This window comes from Pseudomonas sp. PA15(2017) (assembly GCF_001945395.1).
Classification (GTDB): domain Bacteria; phylum Pseudomonadota; class Gammaproteobacteria; order Pseudomonadales; family Pseudomonadaceae; genus Aquipseudomonas.
The window spans coordinates 1-21,284 of the sequence record NZ_MSXV01000045.1 but is presented as its reverse complement, the minus strand read 5'-3'; the positions used below and the strand labels follow the sequence as shown (position 1 = coordinate 21,284).

General features: G+C 64.6%; 18 protein-coding genes and 1 pseudogene. 7 read left to right on the top strand and 12 right to left on the bottom strand.

Features of this window, described 5'->3' with window-relative positions; all coding sequences use genetic code 11:
* Nucleotides 1-321: 321 nt before the first annotated feature.
* From BVH03_RS15100 to BVH03_RS25970, 3 genes are all read right to left on the bottom strand, one after another.
* The gene (locus tag BVH03_RS15100) at nucleotides 322-1,743 is read right to left on the bottom strand and encodes a sigma-54 dependent transcriptional regulator (protein ID WP_075961934.1); all 1,422 of its coding nucleotides are present in this window, start codon (nucleotides 1,741-1,743) and stop codon (nucleotides 322-324) included.
* 94 nt (nucleotides 1,744-1,837) lie between these two features.
* On the bottom strand, nucleotides 1,838-4,792 hold the full coding sequence (locus tag BVH03_RS15095) for a sensor histidine kinase (RefSeq protein ID WP_168175627.1): 2,955 nt from the start codon (nucleotides 4,790-4,792) through the stop codon (nucleotides 1,838-1,840).
* A gap of 51 nt (nucleotides 4,793-4,843) precedes the next feature.
* Entirely contained in the window at nucleotides 4,844-5,020 is a 177-nt protein-coding gene (locus BVH03_RS25970) for a hypothetical protein (RefSeq protein WP_042556252.1), read from the bottom strand.
* 187 nt (nucleotides 5,021-5,207) lie between these two features.
* Here BVH03_RS25970 and BVH03_RS15090 point away from each other — a divergent pair, with 187 nt between their 5' ends.
* Both BVH03_RS15090 and BVH03_RS15085 read left to right on the top strand, forming a co-directional pair.
* Nucleotides 5,208-7,688: a circularly permuted type 2 ATP-grasp protein gene (locus BVH03_RS15090; RefSeq protein ID WP_075961932.1), complete on the top strand. Its 2,481-nt coding sequence runs from the start codon at nucleotides 5,208-5,210 to the stop codon at nucleotides 7,686-7,688.
* The gene (locus BVH03_RS15085) at nucleotides 7,685-8,572 is read left to right on the top strand and encodes a transglutaminase family protein (RefSeq protein ID WP_075961931.1); all 888 of its coding nucleotides are present in this window, start codon (nucleotides 7,685-7,687) and stop codon (nucleotides 8,570-8,572) included. Before BVH03_RS15090 ends, BVH03_RS15085 begins: the two co-directional genes overlap by 4 nt.
* 5 nt (nucleotides 8,573-8,577) lie before the next feature.
* On the opposite strand, the gene BVH03_RS15080 is transcribed toward BVH03_RS15085, so the two are convergent.
* The 8 genes from BVH03_RS15080 to BVH03_RS15045 form a co-directional block, all read right to left on the bottom strand.
* On the bottom strand, nucleotides 8,578-8,871 hold the full coding sequence (locus BVH03_RS15080) for a hypothetical protein (RefSeq protein ID WP_075961930.1): 294 nt from the start codon (nucleotides 8,869-8,871) through the stop codon (nucleotides 8,578-8,580).
* Nucleotides 8,872-9,012: 141 nt separating this feature from the next.
* Complete coding sequence (locus BVH03_RS15075) at nucleotides 9,013-10,344, bottom strand: DUF58 domain-containing protein (protein WP_075961929.1); 1,332 nt, start codon at nucleotides 10,342-10,344, stop codon at nucleotides 9,013-9,015.
* A 25-nt stretch (nucleotides 10,345-10,369) separates the two neighbouring features.
* Nucleotides 10,370-11,419, bottom strand: coding sequence for a MoxR family ATPase (locus tag BVH03_RS15070; protein ID WP_075961928.1), 1,050 nt, complete (start codon nucleotides 11,417-11,419; stop codon nucleotides 10,370-10,372).
* A complete protein-coding gene (locus BVH03_RS15065) occupies nucleotides 11,416-12,642 on the bottom strand; it encodes a DUF4350 domain-containing protein (protein ID WP_075961927.1) in 1,227 nt (408 codons plus the stop codon). Before BVH03_RS15065 ends, BVH03_RS15070 begins: the two co-directional genes overlap by 4 nt.
* Nucleotides 12,639-14,201 (bottom strand): DUF4129 domain-containing protein, encoded by a 1,563-nt coding sequence (locus BVH03_RS15060; RefSeq protein ID WP_075961926.1) that lies wholly within the window; start codon nucleotides 14,199-14,201, stop codon nucleotides 12,639-12,641. The genes BVH03_RS15065 and BVH03_RS15060 overlap by 4 nt, the downstream gene beginning before the upstream one ends.
* Nucleotides 14,188-15,168, bottom strand: a complete 981-nt coding sequence (locus BVH03_RS15055; RefSeq protein ID WP_075961925.1) for a stage II sporulation protein M — start codon at nucleotides 15,166-15,168, stop codon at nucleotides 14,188-14,190. Before BVH03_RS15055 ends, BVH03_RS15060 begins: the two co-directional genes overlap by 14 nt.
* Nucleotides 15,165-15,890 carry an RDD family protein gene (locus BVH03_RS15050; protein ID WP_075961924.1) on the bottom strand — a complete coding sequence of 242 codons (726 nt, stop codon included), beginning with the start codon at nucleotides 15,888-15,890 and terminating at the stop codon, nucleotides 15,165-15,167. Before BVH03_RS15050 ends, BVH03_RS15055 begins: the two co-directional genes overlap by 4 nt.
* A 94-nt stretch (nucleotides 15,891-15,984) precedes the next feature.
* The gene (locus BVH03_RS15045) at nucleotides 15,985-16,743 is read right to left on the bottom strand and encodes a hypothetical protein (RefSeq protein ID WP_075961923.1); all 759 of its coding nucleotides are present in this window, start codon (nucleotides 16,741-16,743) and stop codon (nucleotides 15,985-15,987) included.
* 246 nt (nucleotides 16,744-16,989) lie between these two features.
* Here BVH03_RS15045 and sbcB point away from each other — a divergent pair, with 246 nt between their 5' ends.
* Complete coding sequence (gene sbcB / locus BVH03_RS15040) at nucleotides 16,990-18,432, top strand: exodeoxyribonuclease I (RefSeq protein ID WP_075961922.1); 1,443 nt, start codon at nucleotides 16,990-16,992, stop codon at nucleotides 18,430-18,432.
* A gap of 129 nt (nucleotides 18,433-18,561) precedes the next feature.
* Here the strand turns inward: sbcB and mvaT are convergent, their stop codons facing one another.
* Nucleotides 18,562-18,945: a histone-like nucleoid-structuring protein MvaT gene (gene mvaT / locus BVH03_RS15035; protein ID WP_075961921.1), complete on the bottom strand. Its 384-nt coding sequence runs from the start codon at nucleotides 18,943-18,945 to the stop codon at nucleotides 18,562-18,564.
* Between the two features lie 332 nt (nucleotides 18,946-19,277).
* Between mvaT and purU the strand changes: the two genes are divergently transcribed.
* The 4 genes and pseudogenes from purU to BVH03_RS15020 all read left to right on the top strand — a co-directional run.
* A complete protein-coding gene (purU, locus tag BVH03_RS15030; protein ID WP_075961920.1) occupies nucleotides 19,278-20,129 on the top strand; it encodes a formyltetrahydrofolate deformylase in 852 nt (283 codons plus the stop codon).
* Between the two features lie 38 nt (nucleotides 20,130-20,167).
* Nucleotides 20,168-20,590, top strand: coding sequence for a CBS domain-containing protein (locus BVH03_RS15025; protein WP_075961919.1), 423 nt, complete (start codon nucleotides 20,168-20,170; stop codon nucleotides 20,588-20,590).
* Between the two features lie 5 nt (nucleotides 20,591-20,595).
* Nucleotides 20,596-20,772, top strand: coding sequence for a hypothetical protein (locus tag BVH03_RS26380; protein ID WP_168175626.1), 177 nt, complete (start codon nucleotides 20,596-20,598; stop codon nucleotides 20,770-20,772).
* A gap of 92 nt (nucleotides 20,773-20,864) precedes the next feature.
* A pseudogene (locus BVH03_RS15020) lies at nucleotides 20,865-21,284 on the top strand (transposase); the annotation flags it as partial.

Sequence of the window (21,284 nt, the reverse complement as noted above, 5' to 3'; positions counted from 1 at the left end):
TTGTTATCTGTCTGGCTGTGGAACCGAGAGGCGGTCCTCTCCAAAATAATCAGTTAGCTGCGCCTTCTGCGATCTTGTTCTTATTGTGCTGAAGCCGTTACGTCTTATTTTTATTATCGTGGGTCATGCTTGTTATTGTTGTTGTGCAAGAGATAAAGCATTCAGCGTGCCAGTTTTTATTTTTCCTTTAAAATCATATAGTTAATATTTTCATCATTTCTCTGGGCAGAAAAAAGCCGGGATTCCGTTACCGTAAACCCCGGCTTTGTTACGTGTTGTGATGAGCGGCGGTAACACCCGCCCTAGAGCGCCGCGCGTTGCCTACTCGCTGGCGGCGCCCGACTTGCGGCGCGGAATGCCCAGACGCTGACGGCGCTCCCACAGGCATTTGCGGCTGATGCCCAGCTTGCGGGCCAGCTCGGTCTCGGTCATGTGGTCCTGATGTTCGAGCACGAAGTGCTGGAAGTAGTCTTCAAGTGACAGGTCTTCGGTAGGATCCTGGCTGGTCGCGTTGACCGCAGCGCTTTGCGTCGCCAGGCCCATGAACACGTCTTCGTCCAAGTCCTCCAGCTCGATGTCGATACCCAGCAGGTCGGCGTTGATGGTGCTGCCGTCGCAGAGGATCACCGAACGCTCGATGGCGTTCTCCAGCTCACGCACGTTGCCCGGCCAGCTGTAATGATGGATGGCCTGCTCAGCGTCGGGGCCGAAGTGCAGGTCGGTGCGGCCCATGCGTGCCGACTGGCGGGCCAGGAAGGCGCGGGCGATTTCCAGCACGTCGGCGCCGCGCTCGCGCAACGGCGGCAGCTTCAGGGCGATGACGTGCAGGCGGTAATAAAGGTCTTCGCGGAACTGGCCGGTCTTCGACAGGGTTTTCAGGTCGCGGTGGGTCGCGGCGATCAGGCGTACATCGACCTTTTGCGATTGCACCGAGCCGACCCGGCGGATCTCGCCCTCCTGCAGCACGCGCAGCAGACGCGCCTGGGCTTCCAGGGGCAGTTCGCCGATTTCGTCGAGGAACAGGGTGCCGCCGTCGGCCGCTTCCACCAGGCCGGCGCGGCTGGCGCTGGCCCCGGTGAAGGCGCCTTTCTCGTGGCCGAACAGCTCGGACTCGATCAGGGTTTCCGGAATCGCTGCGCAGTTGACCGAAATCAGCGGCGCCTTGGCGCGCTTGGAGAGGTTATGCAGGGCACGGGCGACCAGTTCCTTGCCAGTGCCGGACTCGCCCTGCACCAGCACGTTGGAGTCGGTGGGCGCCACTTTGCGGATCTTGCTGTACAGCTCCAGCATGGCCGGGCTGGAGCCGATGATGCCGATCTCGCCGGTGGCCGCCTTGTCGCCCTTGTCGGCGCCGCGTGCCGCGGCAGGGGCGCCGGCGGATTGATTGCGTGCTTCGCGATCACGCAGGATGCGCGCTACGGCCTGGAGCATTTCGTCGTGGTCGAAGGGTTTGGCGATGTAGTCGACGGCGCCCATCTTCATCGAATCGACCGCCGAGCGCAGGCTCGCATAGCTGGTCATGATCAGCACCGGCGCGCCTTGGGCCAGCTTGATCAGCTCGGTGCCCGGTGCGCCCGGCAGGCGCAGGTCACTGACCACCAGATCGAAGCCGGGAATATCGAAACGTTCCTGGGCTTCCTGTACCGAACCGGCTTCGCTGACCTGGTACTGGTTGCGTTCGAGTAGGCGACGCAGGGCGGAGCGGATGATGGTTTCGTCTTCGACGATCAGGATATGAGGCATTTAAACGAATTCTCTCGACGGTCTCGGAACCTGCTTCGCGGTGCTGCGGCCAAGATGGGCCACGCGCATCCCCGGGAATGCGGTTCTTCGGAATTTAGTTCGCCAGTGGCATCGCCTCGATGTGCCGCGGCAGCGTCACCCGGATACGGGTGCCACGTTGCTGCTCGGGGTCGATCGGGCTGTCGATTGTTATCTGGCCATAATGCTCTTCCACGATGGAATAGACCAGCGCGAGGCCGAGTCCGGTTCCTTTTCCGGGGTCCTTGGTGGTGAAGAACGGCTCGAACAGCCGGTCCATCACACCTTTGGGAATACCGCTGCCTTCGTCCTCGACGATCAGGTCGACGGTGTGTTCCGACGCTTCGCTGCGCACGCGGATCGCGCCACCTTCGGGCGAGGCGTCGCGGGCATTGCTGAGCAGGTTGATGAGCACCTGGGCCAGGCGCTGGGGGTCGCCTCCGGCGCGGTGCCCAGGGTCGCACAGGTTGAAGAACTGCACGTCGACGCTGCGCCGGTTGAGGGCCAGCAGGCCGATGGCTTCCTGGGCGACTTCGGCCAGGCACACCGGTTCGTCCGCCTGTTGGTGGTTGCCGGAGTGGGCGAAGTTCATCAGTGAGTGAACGATGCGCGTGACCCGCTTGGTCTGTTCGAGGATCTGTCCGCTGATCTCGGTCAGTTCCGGATCGCCCTCGCGTTCCTCACGCAGGTTCTGCGCCAGGCAGGCGATGCCGGTGATCGGGTTGCCGATTTCGTGGGCCACCCCGGCGGCCAGGCGGCCGATGCTGGCCAGGCGCTCGGAATGCACCAGCTTGTCTTCGAGCATCTGCGTATCAGTAAGGTCCTCGACCAGCAGCACCAGGCCGCTGTTACCGGGCGCCAGGGGTTCGTCGATGGCCGCCTTGTGCAGGTTCAGCCAGCGGGTCTGGCCGTCGAGTGCCAGGCGCTGCTTGTGCAGGTGCTCGTCGGGAATCTCGGTGAAGCTCTGCAGCAATTCGCGCCATGGCTCGGCGAGGGTCGACAGGCGCGAGCCGACGATGCGCTGGGCGGGAATCTCGGTGAGTTCTTCCATGGCCTTGTTCCACATCAGGATCTCGTGATCCTTGGCCAGCGAGCAGACGCCCATGGGCAGTTCCTGCAGGGTCTGGCGATGGTAGCGGCGCAGGGCATCGAGTTCGGCGGCGAGGCCGGTGAGACGCGAGTGGTAATCCTCCAGACGGCTCTCGATGAAGTGGATGTCCTCGGTCACGTAGCCTTCGCTACCGGACTTGTAGGGCAGGAAGGATTCGATGATGTCCTGGGCCACGCTGGGGCCCATCAGGCCGGACAGGTTGGCCTCCAGGCGGTCGCGCAGGCGGCGCAGCGCATAGGGGCGGCTTTCGTCGAAGGGCAGGTGCAGGTCGCGCAGGGCCTGTTCGACCTCGCGCTGGGCGGTCTTGGCCCCCAGCGGCTTGGCCAGCTGGGCAGCGAATTCCTGGGGTGACAAGACCAGCAACTCGCGGCGTTGCGGGCGGCGCACGTTGTCCACGGCGCAGGCTTCGGCGGCGCTGTCTTCCTCGGGGCTGGAGTCGGTGAACACCGAGACCAGGGTGAACACCAGCACGTTGATGGCCAGCGAGGCGATGGCTGCCAGATGCCAGCTGCTGTCGTCGAGCACGTAGACCAGATCCAGCACCGGCACGTACAGGCCCGGCAGCGTACCGAGCAGCGGTAACAGCATGCTCACCCCCCACACCGCGATACCGGCCAGCAATCCCGCGATGAAACCGCGGCGATTGGCGGTCGGCCAGTACAGTACCGAGAGCACGCCGGGCAGGAATTGCAGGGTAGCGACGAAGGAGACGATGCCCAGGTTGGCCAGATCCTGCTGGGCGTCGAGCAGGTTGTAGAAGGCATAGCTGGCCAGAATGATGACGACGATCAGCGCCCGGCGCGTCCACTTCAGCCAGCGGTAGATGTTGCCTTCGGCCGGCGGCTGATAGAGCGGCAGTACTACGTGGTTGAGCAGCATGCCGGACAGCGCCAGGGTGGTGACGATGATCAGCCCGCTGGAGGCCGACAGGCCGCCGATGTAGGCGATCAGCGCAAGTGTCGGGCTGTCCACGGCGATGCCCAGGCCAAGCGTGAAATACTCCGGGCTGGTGGTCGAGCCCAGGCGCAACCCTGCCCACAGCACCAGGGGCACGGCCAGGCTCATCAGCAGCAGGAACAGCGGCAGGCCCCAGCTGGCGCTGACCAACGCGCGTGGGTTGAGGTTCTCGGTGAAGGTCATGTGGTACATGTGCGGCATGACGATCGCCGAGGCGAAGAACACCAGCAGCAGGGTGCGCCACGGACCTTCCTGCAAGGGCGTGTGCAAGCTGGCCAGGGCCGCCTGGTTGAGCACCAGCCATTGCTCCAGCTCGCGGGGGCCGTCGAACACCGCATACAACGCGTAGAGGCCGATGGCGCCCATGGCCAGCAGCTTGACCACCGACTCGAAGGCGATGGCGAACACCAGGCCTTCGTGCTTTTCCCGGGTGGCCAGGTGACGCGCACCGAACAGGATGGTCACCAGGATGAACAGCCCGCAGAACGCCAGGGCGACCTGTGGCTGCACCGCCTCGCGAGTGAGGATGCCGATGGCATCGGTCACCGCCTGGATCTGCAGAGCCAGCAGCGGCAGTACGGCGATCAGCATGCACAGGGTGCTCAGCGCACCGGCCCAGGTACTGCGGAAACGGAAGGCGAACAGGTCCGCCAGTGACGACAGCTGGTAGGTGCGGGTGATGCGCAGGATGGGGTAGAGCAGCACCGGGGCGAGCAGAAATGCGCCGGTCACGCCCAGGTAACTGGCCAGGAAGCCGTAGCCGTATTGATAGGCCAGGCCGACGCTGCCATAGAAGGCCCAGGCGCTGGCGTACACGCCCAGTGAAAGGGTGTAGGTCAAGGGATGGCGGATGAGCCGGCGCGAAATCAGGCCGCGGTCGGCGCACCAGGCGACGGCGAACAGCACCAGCAGGTAGGCGGCGCTGATCAGCATCAGCCCACCGAGGCTAAAGTTCATCGGCATTCACGGCTCGGCGAGTCAGGGGCGGCGGGGATTTTTGGCTGGCGCATCGGGTCAGAGCTCGTCGGCATCGCGCTGGCTCTGCAGGATGAAGGTCACCACGATGAGGATCAGCCACAGCATGTAGGGGCGGTACCAGGCACCGTTGGGGTCGATCCACCAGTCCATGATGGCAGGCGAGAACAGGTAGATGCCGACTACCAGAATCAGAACCAATCGATAGATATACATGCCGCGTCTCGCTACTGAGTGTGCCGATGGTAACGGAAGCACGGGGCGCTGGCGAAGGGGCATCGTGCGGCCCCGGTGCGTGGCGGCGCGCTGGCGCATATCTCGCTGGCCGATCGACGCCTACAACGGCTACGCTTTCACGGCGCGCGTGATTGCTGCGCCATCGACGTCCCGCACTGGAATCTTCATGCCTGATCTGCTTGCCGGTTACCTGCCTGACGAGGCGGCCTACGACGAACTGCTCGACCGCCAAGGGCAGGCGCGCGCGCACTGGCGGCCCGTGCTGAGCCAACTGCGGCGCAATACGCCCGCGCAGTTGCAGCAGCGCCAGGCCATGGTCACCCGGCAGATCCAGGCCAACGGCGTCACCTATAACGTCTACGCCGATCCCGATGGCGCCGATCGGCCCTGGGAGCTGGACCTGCTGCCCAATCTGATACCGGCGGCCGAATGGCAGGCCATCGCTGCGGGCGTGGCGCAGCGCGCGGGGCTGCTCGACAAGGTGCTGGCCGATCTCTACGGCCCGCAGTGCTTGCTGGCCGAGGGTTTGCTGCCGCCGGAGCTGGTGTTCGGCCACGAGAGCTTTCTGTGGCCGTGCCAGGGCGTCCAGCCGCCTGGCAGCACCCATCTGCACCTGTATGCCGCGGACCTGGCCCGTTCGGCGGACGGCCAGTGGCACGTGGTCGCCGATCGCACCCAGGCGCCGGTCGGTGCCGGCTTTGCCCTGGAAAACCGGCAGATCATCTCGCGGGCCTTTCCCGAGCTGTACCGCGATCTTGGCGTGCAGCACCTGGCCAGTTTCTTTCGCACCCTGCAGGACACCCTGACCAGCCAGGCGCCAGCCGGCAACGACACCCCGCTGGTGGTGGTGCTGACCGCCGGGCGTTTCAACGAGAGCTATTTCGAGCACCTGTACCTGGCGCGCCAGCTCGGCTACCCGTTGGTGGAAGGCAGCGACCTGACGGTGCGCGACGCCACGCTGTACCTCAAGACCCTTGCGGGGTTGCAGCGGGTGCATGCCGTGCTGCGCCGGCTCGATGACGATTTCTGCGATCCTCTGGAGCTGCGCAGCGATTCGGCGCTCGGCGTGCCCGGGCTGCTGGAAGTGGTACGCCAGGGCCGCGTGCTGATGGCCAATGCCCTGGGCTCCGGTTTGCTGGAGGCACCGGGCCTGAGCGCATTCCTGCCGGCGATCAGCCAGCGATGGTTCGGCGAGCCGCTGTCGCTGCCGGGCATCGCCAGTGCCTGGTGTGGGGAGGCGCCAGTACTGGCGCAGGTGCTTGAAGACCTGCCCAACTGGCTGATCCGCCCCTGCTCGGCTGCCCAGCGTCTGACGCCGGGGCAGGGCAGCGGCTCTGATGCCGAGCAGCTGGCCAGTCACCTGCGTCAGCAGCCCGAGGCCTATGTGGCCCAGGCACCCGTGCAACTCTCCCAGGCGCCGGTGTGGCTCGGCGAGCAGGGCATGCAGCCGCGCACCATCGGCATGCGCGTGTTCGCCGTGGCCAGCGGTGACGGCTACCGGGTGATGCCCGGCGGCCTGACCCGGGTTGCCGTGGCAGCCGATGCCGAGGTGGTGTCGATGCAGCGCGGCGGCGTCAGCAAGGACACCTGGGTGCTGGGCGAACGCCAGGCGCCGAGTGAGCAATGGCAGGGCACGCGGGCCCTGGGCGCAGCCGATCTGGTGCGCAGCGACCCCTATCTGCCCTCGCGGGTGGTGGAAAACCTGTTCTGGTTCGGGCGCTACAGCGAGCGCTGCGAGGACAATGCACGGCTGTTGCGCATCATGCTGGCGCGTTACGTCGATGACGACGACGACCCGCGTGCGCTGCAGGCGATGTTCCAGCTCGCCGAAAAGCTCGGCACCCTGCCTGACGACGCCCACGGCAGCGTGGAGGCGCGTCTGCGCGAGGCGCTGCTCGGCAGCGAGTGGCCGGCCAGCGTGCGCGTCAACCTGCAGCGCCTGCAATGGACGGCCGGCAGCGTGCGCGGCAAGCTGTCCCAGGCCAACTGGCAGGCCATGGTGGAACTGCAGCGCGACCTGCAACGCCTGGAGGGCCGTGACGGCGACCTCGGGCAACTGCTGGATGTACTCAATCGACTGATGATCTCGCTGGCTGCGCTGTCCGGGTTCGCCCTCGATGACATGACCCGCGATGACGGCTGGCGCTTCCTGATGATCGGCCGCTGCATCGAGCGTCTGCAGTTTCTCTGCGACAGCATCGGTGGCTTCCTGCGCATCGGCGCCAGCGACGACGCCTCGGCACTGGACTGGCTGCTGGAGCTGGGCAACAGCTCGATCACCTACCGCACGCGCTACATGGCCAGCGCACAGCTGATTCCGGTGCTCGACCTGCTGCTGCTCGATGAGCGCAACCCGCACGCCGTGCTGTATCAGCTGCGCCTGCTGCTGCGTGCCCTGAAACGCCTCGCCCAGGGCTTCGACATCCCGACCAATCCCGCGCTCGCGCAACTCGAACGTCGCTTGAGCGCCTTCGATCTCCACAGCCTGGAAAACCCGTTGTTCGGCAGCGGCGGCATTCGCGCCGTGCTCGAAGGGCTGGGCGAGCTGCTCGATGCCATCGGCCAGGCCGCCGGAGCGGTTTCCGAGCAACTGAGCCTGCGCTTTTTCGCCCACGTGGCCGCCAGCCAGGGAACCCAGTCGTCATGAGTCGCCGTTACCAGGTGCTGCACGACACCCATTACCGCTACGCGGCGCCGGTTTCCCTGGCCCAGCAACTGGCGCACCTGTGGCCGCGCGACTGCCCGTGGCAGCGCTGCCTGATGCACGACCTGCAGGTCGGCCCTCAGCCCTGTCAGCGCCACGATGGCGTCGACGTGTTCGGCAACCCGCTAACCCGCCTGGCCTTCGAGCGGCCCCACGACGCCCTGCACGTACGGGCGCAGTTGACCGTCGAAGTGCTGCCGCGCCGCCCGGTCGACCTGCATGGCTCGCCATCCTGGACCTCCGTACGCCAGGCCCTGCGCTACCAGCGACGCGCCTGGGCTGCAGAGGCCCTGGAGGCGCTGCGCTACCGATTCGCCTCACCCTACGTGGGCCTGGAACCGGCGTTCGAAGCCTTCGCGGCCGACTGCTTCCCAGTCGATCGCCCACTGCTGGAAGCGGTGCAGGCGCTGATGCAGAAGATCCACGGCGAATTCACCTTCGACGCCAGCGCCACCCTGGTGGCGACGCCGCTGGCAGGCGTGCTCGAGCAGCGCCGCGGGGTGTGCCAGGACTTCGCTCACCTGATGCTCGCCTGTCTGCGCTCGCGGGGGCTCGCCGCCCGCTACGTCAGCGGCTACCTGCTGACCCAGCCACCGCCGGGACAGGCGCGGCTGGTCGGTGCCGATGCTTCCCACGCCTGGGTATCGGTGTATTGCCCGCACAACGGCTGGGTGGATTTCGACCCGACCAACAATCTGCTGCCGGCGCTGGAGCACATCACCCTGGCCTGGGGACGTGATTTCGGGGACGTGTCACCCCTGCGCGGGGTGATTCTCGGCGGCGGCCATCATGACCCTGATGTGCAGGTTACGGTCACGCCGCTTTAGTCTGCTCAGCTTGCAAGTACGCGGATGACCGCGACCAGCTGGAAGGCGCAGAAGAAACCGAGCGCGATGCGCAGCGGGGTGGACAGGTTGCTGCCGAGGCTCTCGCTCAGTGGCTGCAGCATGAAACGCGGGGTCAGGGCCAGGCCGATGATTAGCGAAACCACGGCGAACATCGAAAAGAACTCGCTGCTCATCGGCGCAACGCCCGAGGCGAAACCGTACAGCAGGCAAGCAATGGCCACGGCGAAGAACGCTGCGCAAATCAGACGCTCCTTGGGTGTCCAGGACGAGAAGTTCACGGGTCAAGCTCCACAGGCTGGAAGAGGGGAGCGCAGTATAAGGAAAGGCGCATGCCTGGGCAGTAGCCGGTTACAAAGTAACGCCAGCGCGAGGCCGCGGGGCTGGAACCTGCTTTCACGGGGCTGACCCTGAGCAGGTTCCTACAGCACCCCGGCTTTCTTCCAGGCCAGATAACGGTTGACCAGCTCGGGGCCAAGCTCGCCCGGGCGCGCGTCGAGCACCGGCACGTTATGGGCCGCCAGGCGCTCATGCAGGGTGTTGCGGGCATTGAGGTAATCCACCGCACCGCAGTAATTCAGCGCTGATTCGTAGTCCTGCACCGGGGTATGGCGCAGGGTGTCGAGCACGTCCTCGCGCAGGCTGGCGATCAGCACCCGATGGCGACGTTCGAGTCGCTTGACGGCGGCCAGCAGGTCTTCGTCGTCCTCGTCACGCAGGTTGGTGATCAGCACCACCAGGGCGCGGCGGCTCTGGCGCTTGAGCAGGGCGTCCACCGCATCGCTGTAGTCGGCCGGGCGCTGGGTGCTCTGCAGGTCGTACACGGCGTTGAGCAGCACGTTGACCTGGGCCTGGCCCTTGACTGGCGGCAGGTAGCGGCGCTGCTTGCTGGCAAAGGTCATCAGCCCCACCGCATCGCCCTGGCGCAGCGCTACGTAGCCCAGCAGCAGGCTGGCGTTGAGGGCATGGTCGAAGTGCGACAGCTCGCCGTCCTGGCTGCGCATGCGCCGCCCGCAGTCGAGCAGGAAGAGGATCTGCTGGTCGCGCTCGTCCTGGTATTCGCGGGCGATCGGCGTGCGTTTGCGGGCAGTGGCTTTCCAGTCGATCTGCCGCAGCGTGTCGCCTTCGCGAAATTCGCGCAACTGATGAAATTCCTGACCCAGGCCGCGACGCTGGCGCTGGCGCACGCCCAGCTGGCTGACCCAGTCGTCCACGGCCATCAGTTGGGCACCGTACAACCGGGCGAAGTCCGGATAGACGCGGGTTTCGTCGCGGATGTCGAGCGTGCGGCGCGATTGCCACAGGCGCAGCGGGCTCGGCAGGCTGACTTCGCAGCGTGGAAATACGAAGTGGCCGCGCACCAGCGGGCGTACCCGGTAAGTGAAGGTGGTGTGCTCGCCAGGACGCAGCTCGACCCGTTGCGGCATGTGCTCGACGGCCATGTCCTGAGGCGCGTGATCGAACACCTCGATGTGCAGGCCGTTCTTGTAGGCGTGCTCGGCGCTCAGGCGCACGTCGCTCCAGCGGCCCAGCGGCAAATTGCCCGGCAACTGGCGCTGCAGGCGTGGCGAGGGCAGGCGGGAAAGGCGCAGGGCATCGACCAGCGCCGCGCCGGTGAGCAGCAACAACAGGCCCCACCACAGGGTGATGAGACGCTCGGGCACCGCCACCGACAGCGCGTCAAGCGCGCCGAGCACGATGGCGATCACGAGCAATCCGGCCAGCAGGCGCAGCAGGGTGGAAGAGGGCCTCATGCCGCTTTATCCCGGTTCGATTCGCTCATAGACGGGGCGCAGGCACCTGGTCGAGCAGCTGCAGCAGAACCTGGTCGACCGACAGCCCTTCGATATCCAGCTCCGGCGACAGGCGCACGCGGTGGCGCAGCACCGCCAGGGCGCAGCCCTTGATGTCGTCGGGCAGCACGAAATCGCCCCCGCGCAACAGGGCGCGGGCGCGGGCGCCTCGCACCAGGGCGATGGACGCACGTGGGCCGGCACCGATGGCCAGGCCCGGCCAGCTGCGGGTGGCGCGGGCCAGGCGTACGGCATAGTCGAGCACCTGATCGTCGAGTGGCAGGTCGCTGGCGATCTTCTGCATGATCAGCACGTCCTTGGCCTGCAGCAGGGTGCGCAACGGGGTGACGTCGAGCATGTCGGCCTTCGGTGAGCGAGTGACCTGGCGGACCATGTTCAGCTCTTCGTCCTGCTCGGGGTAATCCATGTGCAGCTTGAGCATGAAACGATCGAGCTCGGCTTCCGGCAGCGGGTAGGTGCCTTCCTGTTCGATCGGGTTCTGGGTGGCCAGTACCATGAAGGGCAGCGGCACCGCCAGCGGACGGCCCTCGAGCGTCACCTGGCGCTCCTGCATGACTTCCAGCAGCGCGGCCTGGGTCTTGGCCGGCGCGCGGTTGATCTCGTCGGCGAGCAGCAGGTTGGTGAAGATCGGCCCCTTGCGCAGCTTGAACTGCTCGCTCTGCAGGTCGTACACCGCGTGGCCGGTGATGTCGCTGGGCATCAGGTCGGGGGTGAACTGGATGCGGGCGAACTCGCCGCCAAAGCAGCGGGCCAGGGCGCGTACCAGCAGGGTCTTGCCGAGGCCGGGTACGCCTTCGAGCAGCACGTGGCCGCCGGCGATGAGCGCGGTGAGCACGTCGTCGATCACCGCGGTCTGGCCGATCACCGCCTTCTGCAGTTCCTGGCGCAGGCCCTGGGCCAGTTGGCTGGCTCGCTGGCGCTGCTGGGCGATGTTGCTGGCGGTCGGGGCAGCGGCTGGCGCTGCTGCGGACTCGCTGATCGGACTGCTCGGCTGGTCGGGCGTATTTTCGCTCATAGGGCATTCCTGAGTGTTTGCAGGTGGGCGACCTGGCGGGTGAAGTCGCTGGCGGAAAGGCGTTTCTGGCCCAGTGGGCGCATGGCCTGGCTGATGATGGTCGACGGCTGGCGGCTGAGGCGGCCGAGGATCTGCCACTGGTCGGCCACGGCAAGGCGCTCGAAACCGGGGTGGCGACGGCGGGCGCGGCGCAGGATGTCCTGCTGCAGGTTGCCCAGCAGGCGTTGCTGGCCACCCTGGCGCAACAGGAAGTCGGCGGCGGCGCGCAGATGCTCCTGCAACTGCCGGCGGCTGGCCGGTTGCGGCTGCAACAGCGGCCCGCGGCGCTGACCGGCGTGCCAAAGCGTCAGCACCAGCAGCAGGCCGAGGGCCAGCAGCGCGGGGCTGAAGTGGCGTTGCAGCAGGGTCAGCAGATCATCGCGGTCGGCGTTGTAGACCAGGGTCACGGCGCTGTCCTGGCTGAGGTACCAGAGCAGCCAGGCGTTGTCGTAATCGCCCAGCGTGGCGTTCTGCCAGATCCAGGCATCGGTGACGATGCTGATCAGCCCGTCGCCGTGGTAGATCTGCAGCAGGTGCGTGGCTTCGCCGCTGTTGGCCCAGACATGGGCCAGGTTGTCGGCGTCATAGAGGTGGAAGTCGGTATCGAAGCCGACATAGGCCGGCGCCTGCTCGTTTTCCAGGTACAGCTTGGTCAGGTTCGGGTAGGCGTCCGTCGGCTCCTGCTGGTCCTCTTCGCTGGCCGGCTCGCCTGGCTGTTCGTCGGCAGCACCGTCGCCTTCCTGCTCGGCGTCTTCCTCGTCGAGCTGCTCGACCGGGTACTGCTGCACGTTCAGTTTGTCGAGCAGCCCGTCGCCGCTCTTGCGCTGTTCCTCGTCCCACATGCGTTCGGCGATGAACAGCAGGTGACCGCCGCGGGCAGTCCATTCCAGCAAGCGCTCGTTCTGTCGCGGCGTGAGGTTGCTGCGGTTGGCGAGCAGCAGCAGGGTGTGGCCGCGACTTGGCAGGCTGTCGAGGCCGGCCAGGTTGTCGGCGTGGGTCACCTCGAGCCCCTGCTTGCGCAGGAACTGTTCGGCGGCCAGGTAGGGATTGGCGCGTGCTTCGGGGGACGGGCCGTGGGTGACCACTTCCTCGTAGGATTCGGCGCGCTGCAGCAGGTAGTTGCCGAGCAGGCCAAGGGCGATCACTAACACGGCGACGAGACCGAAACGCAAGGCGCGGCTCATGGGCGGCCCCCTTGTTCGACCAGGCGCCGCCAGTCATTGCACAGCACCGGGCACAGCTCGGCCGGCGGCAGGCGATGGCCGTAGGCAAGGTTCTGCCAGTGGCGCGTGAGGGTCTGGCTGAAGTTGCTCAGCTCGGGGTCGTCGAGGCCATCGACCAGTGGCAGCACCTCGGCTTCGGTGTGGGAGCTCTTCAGCGGCAGTTTGTGGTCGTGGATCAGGCGGCTTAGCAGGGCGCGGTAGAGCAGGCCCAGGGCGGCGCGCGGGTCTTGTGACCAGAGTCGTTCGGCGCTGCTGGCCACGTCGTTCGGCAGGCTTTCCGGCACCACGTCCAGGCCGAACAGCTGATCGGGGGATTCGCTCTTGCGCGCAAGCTTGAAGCGCCCGCGGCTGACGAAGGTGCTGAGCCATTCGCGGTAGCGCCATAGCACCAGGGCGATGACGCCGATCACCAGGGCCCACAGGGCCGCTTCGAAGAACAGCGCGAGACCTTTCAGGGCGCCCCAGTTCTCGATCAGGTCGAGCAGTTTCTGCAGGTTCTCGGGCGGCTCGGGCTCGTCTTTCTTGGTTTCCTCACCGAAGCGCCAGCGGGTCACGGTTTCCCGGTTCTCGAACGGCGGCGCGTCGAGAATCTGCAGCGCCGCTTCCCGCGAGGCCTGGCTGGTCAGTGGCTGGGCAAGCATGCGCGCCGCTTCCGGGCCGTTGGGGTCTTCGCTGGGCAGTGGACAGCTGGCGGATGAGTCGGCGAAGGCTGGCGTCGGGGCTTGCAGCACCAGCACACCGACGCCCAGCAGCACGGCGTAGGCCACGCCGGTCAGGCGCTGGCGCAGGCGCCGGAAGGTCAGTTCGATGTCCCAGCCCTCCAGGGCGGTACGGCGGTTGAGATAGAGGCTGAAGCCGCCGGCCACGTAGATCGGCCCCCAGAGAATCAGCAGCAGCGCATAGCCGAGGTTGGACAAGTGCTCCAGCCACAGCCAGTCGCTGGTGTCGCCATTGATCAGGCTCTGCCAGTCCCACTCGGTGGAGACCTGGGTGGGAATGAGCAAGTAGACCAGGCTGCCGAGGCCGATCCACAGGGCGGTTTCCAGGTGCATGCCGACCACGGTCAGCCAGGTTGCAGCGCCGGCATCGCGCTGCGCCAGCACGTTGAGGCGTTGGGTGCGCGCCTTACCTTTCAGGCCTTCGAGCTGCAGCACCGGCAAATCGAAGCTGCGCGTCGGGCTCAGGCGGCGCCAGGTCAGGCTAGCCAGCAGTTGCGGTTTGAGCAGCCCCGGAAAAGCCTTCAGCGCTTGCTTGAGGGTCGGCGCCTCGCCGAACAGCGAGCGCGACAGAATGTACAGCGGTAGCCGCTCGTAGGCTGGTTTCAGCCACCAGAACACCAGCATCACCCAGGACGGATACTGCCAGAGCAGCGCACAGAGCACCGCGAAGAGCGGCAGGGTCACTGCGGCCCAGCTGGCCATCAGCAGGCGGCGGTGCTGGCGGGCCATCAGCACTCCGAGGTCGATGGCTTCCCACGGCGTGCGCGGGCGGATCGCCACGCTGGCGTCAGTCAGGCGCATGCTGCCTCCTGCCTGCCAGGCCCAGATACGCCAGCACCAGCGCCCACAGGCCGGCACCCACCCAGTATTTCACCGCCGGCGTCGAGAAGGTCATGGATGACCAGTAGGCCTCGATGAAGGCCGCGATCAGCAGGAACAGCGCGGCGCCGCCGAGCAGTCGCACGGCGCGGATCGCCGCCAGGCGCAATGCCTCGCCGCGCGGCAGGCGACCGGGGGCCAGCAGCGACCCGCCGAGCTTGAGGCCCGCTGCGCCCGCCAGAGCGATGGCGGTCAGCTCGAAGGCACCGTGGCCGATCACGAACGACCAGAAGGTTTCGCTGTAGCCGAGTTGCGTCAGGTAGCCGGCCACCGCGCCGATCATCAGCCCGTTGAACAGCAGGAAAAACAGGCTGCCGACGCCGAACAGCAGGCCACTGGCGAAGGTCTGGAAGGCGATGCCGATGTTGTTCATGATGTAGAAGCCGAACATCATCCAGTCATCGCCCGAGTCACGCTCGCCAAAGCGGCCCAGGCGCGTGGTGTCGGGGTCGTACATGCTCTCCATCTCGCTGACCCGGGCCGGATCCATGACGCTGTAGACCAGGTCGGGAAACAGGTAGACGAGGCCGCCCATCAGCGCCAGGCTGCCGAAGAACAGCAGGCTGGCGATGCTCACCAGGCGCCACTCTTCGCGCACCAGACGCGGGAAGCCAGCCAGCACGAAGCCGATCAGCTGCGGGCCGATGGCGCTACGATGCCGATAGAACTGCTGGTGGCCGCGCAGGGCCAGGTGCTGCAGTTCCTCGATCAGGTGGTTGCTGTAACCCCGCGCCCGGGCCAGGGCCAGGTGCTGGCAGAGGCGGCGGTACTCGGCGGCGAAGGTGCGGCTCTTTTCCGCATCGCGGCCACCGGCCTCGAGGCGCGTGAGCTGCTCGGCGAAGGCCTGCCACTGGGGCTGATGACGGTTTTCGAAAACGCTCTGTTTCATGTCGGGCCCAACAAGCCGCGGGCGATGCCATTGATGCGGCCTTCCGCCTGGCTGGCGTCGACCTGCAGCGGTTCGGCGAGAATGCCCGCCAGCTCGGCGCGGCGTGCGGTCGACAAGCCTTCGCCACGTTCGGCGAAGGCCAGTACGGCGCGCTGTTCGGCGAAATCCAGCACGAAGGGCGCTGGCAGGGCCTCGGCCTCGGGCAGGTTGGGTCGCTCGATGGGTTGCTCGCGGTAGACCACCAGGGTACCGGCGGCGATGTCGCCGAGACGTTTGAAGCCGCGGCTGCTCAGGCAACTGATAATGCCCAGGGCGTAGGCGAACGGCAGCAGGTCGACGAAGCGCAACAGGTTGCGCGTCAGCGATGCCGGCCAGCCGATCGGCGTGCCATCGTCATGCACCACGCGTAGGCCAAGCAGTTGCTTGCCCGGCGAGCGGCCCTGGTTGAGCACCTCGAACAGCACCATGTACCACCAAGTCACCAGGAACAGCGCGATGGTCGCCAGGCCCATGCCCAGCTTGCCGAACAGGCCCAGCGTCAGGTAGACGAAGGCGAGAATGGCGCCGCGGATCAACAGGTCGATGGTGAAGGCCAATGCGCGAGGCACCAGGCCGGCGGGACGCAGTGCGAGGTCGATCCCTTCCGGGGTTTCCACCTGATAGCGCGTGTCCAGCACCGTCTGCTGAGATCGAGGAACGGAGGAGGAAGAGGAAAGCGGCATCGTCACGTCGTACGGAGCAAAGCCCGATGCTAGCCAGCAGCGGGGCGGGAAGCAACAGGGCCGCGCGAACGCGGCCCTGGCTGCAGGTGCTTTGTCAGCGAGCGACGGGCAGAACGCCGAAGATGGTGCGGTACAGCACACCCATGACCATCACGAACAGCGGAATGCTCCAGATCAGGCCGATACCCAGTGGGATAGCGCTGACGATGACGATCAGACCAAGCAGCAGAAACAGGCCGAAAACCTTGAACCAGTGCTGGGTGATGGCCTTGCGCGAGGCTTCCATGGCCTGCCAGGGCGACAGGCCGCGCTCGACGATCAGCGGGATCGCCAGCATGTAGGCCACGGCCAGGTAGATACCGGGGATCAGCAGCAGGATCATGCCGAGGTAGATCAGCACCATCATCAATACGGCGGCGATCAGCAGCGGCACCAGGCTGCCAAAGTGGCTGAAGATTTCGTTGAAACTGAACGGCTGGCCAGCGGCGCGGCGAATGCCGACCATGTTCAGACCGGCGAAGAACGGGTAGCTCACTGCGGAAGCGATGATGGTGGTCAGCAACTGGCCGATGATGATCAGTACCAGGTTATCGCTGAACAGGCTGAAGATGCCCAGTACCGCACCGACCACGAACGAGGCCACCAGGATCGCCACGTAGAAGATCAGAAAGCCGCCGATGATGATGCCTTTGGTGCCCTTGGTCAGCTGCCAGGCTTCGCTGAGCAGGCCGCCAATGGTGAAGTCGTAACCGCGGCTCAGGGCCTGTTCGACACTCGGTGCCTGATCGCCAGTGGGTACGTCCTGCAACTGGCTGGCGGGAACGGCATAGGGATTGGAAGTAACGTCACTCATGATTCATCCTTGGCGAGCGGTAATAAGATCGTTTCCTAATGTTAATAGCGGAGCAAATCCCTAACAAGGGCTCGCTTGCCAGCCTATGGCGAGGCCCGTGACGGCCATCAAGTTTTTGCGACACGTCGTGGTTTGTGATCGCTGCGCAACCCACCTAGACTGCGACGCTCATTCGCCACAGGACACCTCTAAACTATCTGCGTTGCCATCGCTGCGTTTTCAGAGGTGCCCACACAGGAGTTCGCCGTGCCTTCCAGCCTGTTCTGGTACGACTACGAAACCACCGGCATCGATCCGCGCCGTGACCGGCCGCTGCAGGTCGCCGGGATCCGCACCGATGAGCAGCTCAACGAGATCGACGCGCCGATCAACCTGTACTGCCAGCCCAGCGACGATATCCTGCCGCACCCGGCAGCTTGCATGATCACCGGCATCGGTCCGGATCGTCTGGCGCGTGAGGGCCTGGGTGAAGCCGAGTTCATGACTCGTGTGCACGCCGAGTTGGCGAGGCCTGGCACCTGTGGCGTGGGCTACAACAGCCTGCGTTTCGATGATGAGGTAACGCGCTACAGCCTGTACCGCAACTTCTTCGACCCCTACGCCCGCGAGTGGCAGGGCGGCAATAGCCGCTGGGACCTGATCGATATGGTGCGCACCGCTTATGCGCTGCGCCCCGAAGGCATCGAATGGCCGCAGGATGAGCACGGCGTCAGCCTCAAGCTGGAGCGGCTCACTGCCGCCAATGGCATCGACCATGGCCAGGCCCATGATGCGCTGTCCGATGTGCGCGCGACCATCGCCCTGGCACGCCTGATCCGCGAGCGCCAGCCCAAGCTCTACGACTACCTTTACGGGTTGCGCAGCAAGCAACAGGTGCTCGACCAGGTTCGCCTGCTGCAACCCCTGGTGCATGTGTCCGGACGTTTTTCCGGGGCCCGTCATTATCTGGCGATCGTGCTGCCGCTGGCCTGGCACCCGCGCAACCGTAACGCCCTGATCGTCTGCGACCTGCACCTCGATGCTGCGCCCTTGCTGAATGAGGATGCCGACACCTTGCGTCGCCGCCTGTATACCCGGCGCGATGAACTGGGCGGCGAGCTGCCGGTGCCGCTCAAACTCATCCATATAAACCGTTGCCCGGTGGTCGCGCCGCTCGGAGTGTTGCGTGAGCAGGACTGTCAGCGCCTGCAACTGGACAAGGCCGAGTTCCTGACGCGGGCGCAGCGGCTGGCAGACAGTCAGGAACAATGGCGAGACAAATTGCCGCAGGTTTATGCAGAAGAAAGTTTCGCAGCGACCGTCGATCCCGAGCAGCAGTTATACGACGGCTTTATTGGTGACCGTGACCGGCGATTGTGCGAGCAGGTGCGCAACTGTGACCCGGCGCAATTGATGGCCGCGTCCTGGCCGTTCGATGATGCGCGCTTGCCCGAGTTGCTGTTTCGTTACCGGGCTCGCAACTTCCCGACGACGCTCGACGGTGAAGAGCAACAGCGCTGGCACGCCTTCTGCCGTCAGCGTCTTACCCAAAGCGAATGGGGGGCGCCGAATACCTTGGCGAGCTTCGAGACGGACATGGCGGCTTATTTGAACGCGGCCACAGATAGCCAGCGTCTGATATTGCAAGCCTGGATCGAGCACGCGCAGCAGTTGCGTCAGCGATACGGATTACAACACCAGGGGAGATAAAAGCGGCGCCGCGTGTTGGTCATGCGGTGGGGCCAGCGAAGTCTCACCATTGAATCGACTTGAATAACCGCCCATAAAAAACGCCAGCAATGCTGGCGTTCTTCATGGACTCACCGCCCCGGTCTGGCATCAGCCCAGCAGGGTGGCCCAGCCTTCGACGACGTCGGCGCCCCACTTGGCTTTCCACTCTTTCAGGGTCTTGTGGTTGCCGCCTTTGGTTTCGATCACTTCACCGGTGTTCGGGTTTTTGTACTGCTTAACTTTGCGAGCACGCTTGCTGCCAGTGGCCGCTGCTTTACCCGCAGTGCGCGGTGCCTTGCCAACTTTGGCTTCAGGATCGAGCAAGGCGATAATGTCGCGCAGGGACTTCTGATATTCACCCATCAGCGTGCGCAATTTGCCTTCGAATTCCAGTTCTTTTTTCAGCTTGTCGTCTTGCGACAGGTTTTTCAGGCGCTCTTGCAGTTCTTTGATGTTTTCTTCGAGGCTGCGGTATTCGGTGATCAGAGACATGGGCGTACCTTTAATACAATGCAAGGGGAGGTGTGAACAAGTGTTGCTTATAGTAGACAGCGGCCGGTTTCAAGTAAACCGCTTTGTAGTAAATAGACGCATTGGAACAAAAGAAGTTGCAGCGGCAGCAACAATTCATCGCGTTTAACTGCCACTTAAAAAACAAGGTCATTTAACCGGTTACAGCACAGGCAGCTGCGTGAATTAAGCCAATTGTTTTTCAGCCGTCTGGCTGCGGCCATGGCGTAGCGGGCGGTGGCCTGCACGAGATACTGCAGTTTTTCGTTAGTCTGGCTAAAATGCGCGCCTTCGCTAATTCTCTGGAGTTGTTCATGCGCACTTTTCGGCTGGTAATCGCCTGCCCTGATCGTACCGGCATCGTGGCCAAGGTCAGTAACTTCCTGGCGACCTACAACGGCTGGATCACCGAAGCGAGCCATCATTCGGATACGCAGAGCGGCTGGTTTTTCATGCGCCATGAAATTCGTGCCGATTCATTGCCTTTCGACCTGGACGGTTTCAACCAGGCGTTCTCGCCGATCGCCCGGGAATTCTCCATGGAGTGGCGCATCACCGACTCGGCGCAAAAGAAGCGCGTGGTGCTGATGGCCAGCCGCGAATCCCACTGCCTGGCCGATCTGTTGCACCGTTGGCACAGCAACGAACTCGACTGCGACATTCCTTGCGTGATCTCCAACCACGACGACCTGCGCAGCATGGTCGAGTGGCATGGCATTCCGTTCATCCATGTGCCGGTGGATCCGCAAGACAAGCAGCCTGCGTTCGACGAGGTCGCGCGACTGGTCGAAGAACAGCGGGCGGACGTCATCGTACTGGCGCGCTACATGCAAATCCTGCCGCCCAAATTGTGTCAGGACTATGCGCAGCGCGTGATCAACATCCACCACAGCTTCCTGCCATCGTTCGTCGGCGCCAAGCCTTACCACCAGGCCTCGCTACGCGGCGTCAAGCTGATCGGCGCGACGTCCCACTACGTGACCGAAGAGCTGGATGCCGGCCCGATCATCGAGCAGGACGTGGTTCGCGTCAGCCACCGCGAGTCCATCGAAGAGATGGTGCGCCTCGGTAAGGACGTGGAAAAGATGGTGCTTTCTCGTGGTCTGCGCTATCACTTGGAAGACCGAGTGCTGGTGCACAACAACAAGACGGTGGTGTTCGACTGAGCCGTCTGGCCCGATGCTCGAACAAGGAGTTCGCGTTCATGCTCAAGTCCGTAAAAGTGCGTGATTACATGACTCGTCACCTGGTGACCTTTCATGCCGATACCGATCTGTTCACCGCAATCAATCGATTGCTCGAACATCGCATTTCCGGGGCGCCGGTGGTCGATGGCCAGGGGCGCCTGGTTGGCCTGTTGTCGGAGGGCGACTGCCTGCGGGGCATCCTGCAGGGTGCCTATTACGAAGCCACCGGCGGCACCATCGCTTCGTACATGACCACCAACGTGGAAACCACCTCGCCCGAGGCGGACATCATCGACGTGGCCGAGCGCTTTCTCAAAGGCCGCCGTCGCCGCTTCCCGGTGGTCGAAGGGGGTAGGTTGGTCGGCCAGATCAGCCGCCACGACGTGCTACTGGCGGTGAAGGCATTCGCTCAGCATGAACAAGGCCGCTCACGAGGCTGATCGCCATGGCTGACGAAGAGGCGGATGCACCCGGCACGGCCACGGCACCTCAGGTGATCGGCCAGGGCTGCGTACAGCGTTTTGATCCCGAGGCGTTGGGCGAGGAGGATGGTACCGAGTTCGAAGGTGCCGAGGCCTTGTGGCAACGCTTCCAGCGTGAGCAGCAACGCTCGGACAAATGAAAAGGGCGCCAGCGCAGACTGTGTGAAAACCTAGCAGTCCGAGGGTGAGTTGAAGACAATGCCTCTATCGGTTGATAGGGGCATTGTCGTTTATGGGTTATATCCAGGGCGAAGGTCGCGGGCAAAGCAGTCTATTTCCGGTCACGCTGGAGGAGCTGATCGCCGAGGATCATCTGGTTCGGGTGATCGAGGCCTATGTAGCGAGGCTGGATCTTCAGGCATTGGGCTTTAGCAAAGCCAAGGCTCATCGCACGGGGCGTCCTGGCTATGACCCGGCCGATCTGCTCATGCTTTACCTGTATGGCTATTTTCAGCGCATCCGCTCATCGCGCCGTCTGGAGGCTGAGTGCCAGCGCAATGTTGAAGTGATGTGGCTGCTGGGCCGTTTGGCGCCGATTTCAAGACCATTGCCGACTTTCGCAAGGACAACGGTGCAGCGTTCCAGGCGACTTGCCGAGCTTTCGTGCAGTTCTGTCGCCAGGCGGGGTTGATCACCGGTAACCTGGTCGCCA